This is a genomic window from Moorena sp. SIO2C4 (assembly GCF_010672485.1).
Lineage (GTDB): Bacteria > Cyanobacteriota > Cyanobacteriia > Cyanobacteriales > Coleofasciculaceae > Moorena > Moorena producens.
In genome coordinates, this window is sequence record NZ_JAAHGN010000635.1 from 1 (window position 1) to 4,352 (window position 4,352).

2 protein-coding genes and 1 pseudogene are annotated in these 4,352 nt (G+C 45.8%); 1 reads left to right on the forward strand and 2 read right to left on the reverse strand.

Features of this window, described 5'->3' with window-relative positions:
- Window positions 1-89: 89 nt before the first annotated feature.
- A pseudogene (locus F6K20_RS26065) lies at window positions 90-533 on the forward strand (RNA-guided endonuclease InsQ/TnpB family protein); the annotation flags it as partial.
- Between the two features lie 11 nt (window positions 534-544).
- On the opposite strand, the gene psb32 reads toward F6K20_RS26065, so the two are convergent.
- Both psb32 and F6K20_RS26075 read right to left on the reverse strand, forming a co-directional pair.
- Window positions 545-1,267, reverse strand: coding sequence for a photosystem II repair protein Psb32 (gene psb32, locus F6K20_RS26070; RefSeq protein ID WP_008187405.1), 723 nt, complete (start codon window positions 1,265-1,267; stop codon window positions 545-547).
- 754 nt (window positions 1,268-2,021) lie between these two features.
- The gene (locus F6K20_RS26075; protein WP_008187403.1) at window positions 2,022-4,280 is read right to left on the reverse strand and encodes a PBP1A family penicillin-binding protein; all 2,259 of its coding nucleotides are present in this window, start codon (window positions 4,278-4,280) and stop codon (window positions 2,022-2,024) included.
- Between the last annotated feature and the right edge of the window lie 72 nt (window positions 4,281-4,352).

Genomic DNA, 4,352 nt, shown 5'->3' on the forward strand with positions numbered 1-4,352 from the left:
GAAGAGTGCAGCCTTTATAGTTGATAGGCTATGCATCAAAGGTGGCAGGTTTTGTTGTAAGGCTGCACTCTTCTAAGGTTTCGTCTCCGGCACGTTGCGTAATCCGGTCTAACGACCTGGTCGCCTACGAAGACTTAAGAGTCAAAAATTTGGTCAAGAATCATTGTCTAGCTAAGTCTATTAATGATGCTGGTTGGTATCAATTCAGGAAATGGTTGGAGTATTTTGGAACTAAGTTTGGCCGAGTCACTGTAGCAGTGAATCCCGCCTATACTAGTCAGAACTGCTCTGAATGCGGCGAAACGGTGAAAAAGTCCCTGTCAACTAGAACTCACGTGTGCAAATGTGGTTGCAAATTAGACAGAGACCATAATGCCGCAATCAACATTCTTAATAGAGCCTTAGGTACGGTGGGGCACACCGGAACCTGGGTCTTAGACCCCAACGCTTCAGGAGATTTGGCCTCTACTGTTCTTGGCTCCGGCAAGGTTCAGCAAGTCGGATCGTTGAGTGAAGAATCCCCGCGTCTTTAGACCGGGGAGTGTCAAGAAAAACCTTGGTAGAAAAAGTAGGTAACCATCGGCACAACTGTAGCAACAACCAAAATAACTACAACCCAAAGGGTGGCATTGCTGTTTTTAGTTTCTTCTGCACTCTTAAAGTTGCCAGCAATGTTGATTTCTTCTTCAACTACAGGAGGACCAGGATCAGGTTCGCCAGATAAAACAGCTACTATGCGATCGCTTACATCTAAGAAACCCTGATTATACTTGTTACCATCCCGCAGCGGCACCTTTAGGGTTTCAGAAGCCACACTTTCAGCAATGTCATCGGACATAATTTCCTTAACGGCATTGCCAGTAACGATAGCACTGTTATTGGTCACAGTATTCAGCACTATCAAGGTTTGATTAGCTTGCTCCTCTGGAGTAGTATACCATTTTTCAAACAACCCTTGGGCAAAGGTTGCTGCTGTTTCACCATAATCTAGGCCATGGACAGTGACAAGTCTAACTTGATTGCCCGTTGCTTTCGCTAAATCCTCTAAGGATTGAGTCAACTTGCCTTCTGTAAAGCGAGAGAGAACTTCTGACTTGTCAATTACCCAAGTCGGTTCTCCAGCGCTAATGTTAGGCATTTGATAGAGATTGATGGCATTGGCTGGTGCTGCAATTATTCCGCTTGCTAACAGGATAGCTAAAACAGGGATAATTAGGGATTTTATGTATTTGTGTTGGTTTTGTAGTTGGTTGAGGAGCTGTTTCATAACAAAGCTGACAAAAAAGACGTTGACTCTCTCAAAATAGGCTTGTCCCTAAAATACTATGAAACTGGCCATCAACCTAATCTTATTTATCGGCAAGATAATGGTAATTAGTGAAACTGCTAACATGTCACCAGTCAGGTCTAGGAAATTTAACTATTATATAGTGGCTTTAGCCACCGCGAAAAAATATTTCTGGAATTCCGGTATCGTCGTCGCAATTCATGTATAATTAAGTATAGAGTACAGGCTGAAAAACCGTGATAGACAGCTGGAAGGAAACCATGTCTGACCGCCTATAAAGTAGTAATGCTCAGAGGGTAGGGAAAGTCCTCTTTAAAAACCCAATCGTCAACCAACAATTGGCGTGTGAACCTAGAAAAAACACTTTTGAAAAAACACGGTGCGCGCCTCCTAGGGCAAGTAAATCTCCCTTGGGTCGTACCTCAATGTACGGTGGGGCACACCGGAACATGGGAAAAGGGAGGAAAACAGTTTTTAAGGCACTCTCAAGTAAGTACCCAAACGCCTAAGGAGAACTGCCCTCTAGGTCTGTCGTGAATTGACTGGGAATTTGGTAGGTTACTACGGATTCTTGGTTAAGTACTGCCTCTTCCCGAGGACACGTCGGTTTACGGTGGTTCGTCGATCTAGGAATCCCCGCGTCTAATGACCAGGGAGTGTCAAGATAGCGATAACTTTCAACCTCGAAAAGGGGTCGATATTGGTAGACTTTGGTAGCTAAAAAGTATCGGTATCAACTCTCTTTCGGTACCACCTGAGCCATATATTTACCCCACAACTGGGCAGCTTGGCTACTACTGCCACTAGTAGGAGAATTATTATCATTGCCGAACCAAATCCCTGTAACGATCTGATGCTTGGGAATAAAACCGATAAACCACAAGTCTACATTTTTATCAGTAGTACCGGTTTTTCCCCCTTCTCCTTGACCAATCCGGGCACTGCGACCGGTGCCACTGGTTACTACACCCTGAAGCATTTCTGTCATGGTGTTGGCTACGGCTGGTGAAACCGCTTGCTTGCTGATATTTGGCTGATCAGCGAAGTTGTAGATTACTCGACAGGTTTGGTAGTCTTGGTTATCCGTGCAATCACTACTGTCGAGAATTCTGATAATGCCATGGGGACGATACCACATCCCTTGATTTGCGATCGCACCATAGGCTCCAGTCATTTCCAATAGACTAACTTCACTTTGACCTAAGGCTAAACCAAACACAGGATCCAGTTTTGAGCTAATACCCAACCGTTGCGCCATCCGTACTACTCTATCTAAACCAGCATCTTGAGCTACCCTGATCGCTACCGCATTTTCCGATTGAGCCAAACCAGCATACATATCAATTTCAGTAGCATCTCCAGACCGCTCACAACGTCTAATCCGTTTAATCCCAGAGCAGGAGTAGGTTTCGGTTGGTGAAATCCCTTTTTCTAAGGCAGCAGCATAGGCAAAGAGTTTAAAGGTTGAGCCTGGTTGACGCTTGGCTTGGATAACGCGATTAAACTGGCTTTTTTGGTAATCGGCTCCTCCAACCATGGCTAGAATCTCGCCATTACTGGTATTCAGGCTTGCGATCGCTCCCTGGGAAAATCCTAAGCGGCTACCAGTGTTCTTGACATAGTCCCGTAGAGCAGCTTCAGCTTTGGCCTGAGACTCAGTATCTACAGTAGTTTCTACAATAAAATTACCTTCCTTAGCCAACTCTTTGCCCAGTAACCTCCTCAATTGCTGGAAAACGTAGTTATAGAAATAGGGTGCCTTGGTGCTAGAAAGCATTTCTCGGGCTTTGGGGCTAACTTCAATCCGCGATCGCCTAGCTCGATTGGCTTCCTCTCGACCAATCATTCCCAAAGCGTGCATGCGGTCAATCACCCGATTCCGTAATTGTAATGAGGTATCATAATTTTGGATTGGGTTATAGCTATTGGGTGCTGGCAAACTTGCTACCAAAGTAGCGGCTTCTTGGATATTCACATTAGCTGCTGATTTGTCGAAGTAAAACTGAGCAGCATCTTCAAAACCAAATGCTTCTATACCTAAGTAAACTCGGTTTAAGTAAGCCTTTAAGATCGCGTCCTTACTGTAAACTGTCTCTAACTTTAGGGCAATAATTGCTTCCCGCACTTTCCGGTCTGCGGTATTGGCTCGACCGACATACTCGGGAAATAGGCTTCTTGCTACCTGCTGAGTGATCGTACTAGCACCTTCGCGAATACCTCCCCCTTGAAGATTCCGCACTACAGCTCGCATAATCCCATAGGGGTCTACTCCGAAGTGCCAGTAAAAGCGGCTGTCTTCTGAAGCAATCACTGCTTTCGGCAAATATGGGGAAAAATCCGATAACCTCCTAAGTTCTCGGTGAGCATCGGTCCGGGGTTGCCGTAGGGGAATTTGGTCACGAGAGTAAACAATCACAGGGCCTGTGACTCCCTCGGGCAATGGTCTGACTGATGGTGCTTTCAGGGTTTCAAATCCAATCAGTAATACCACTAAGGCAATTATCCCACCGATGCCATAGAGAAAGTAACGAATTCCTTGGATATACCAGGGGGGAGGATAGACGTACTGTAGCTGAACTGATGCAGCGAGTTCTGGTGGGCCGATGGTCAGGGTGTCTCCGTGATACAGAAGCAAGGAAGAAAGTCGGCGTCTGCCACGATAGATACCATTGGTAGAGTTTTGGTCTTTTATGATAAACCTACGGCCACGTCTACCATACCGTTCTAGGGAGAGATGAACTTGACTGACTACTGGGTTGCGAACGATTATGTCACAGGATTTGGAACTGCGCCCCAGTACGTAACGGTCCCCAACCAGGGGATAGACATCGGATTTGTTGGTATTAGCGTCTTGCACCCAAAGTTCCGGCACTCTAGCATTAGGCTTTAGTGCTACTGCTTGAAGATTGACCTTCGCATGAATGGTCTGTACTACCTGAGTTAGCTGACTAAGTATGGTCTTTGGTGGTTTGGAGGGTGGTTGAGAACTCATGGTTGTCAGCGATAAGCGATTGGCTTGGGTGCTTCTGGAACCATTCTAATCGCTCTAGCAATCAGCTCTTGA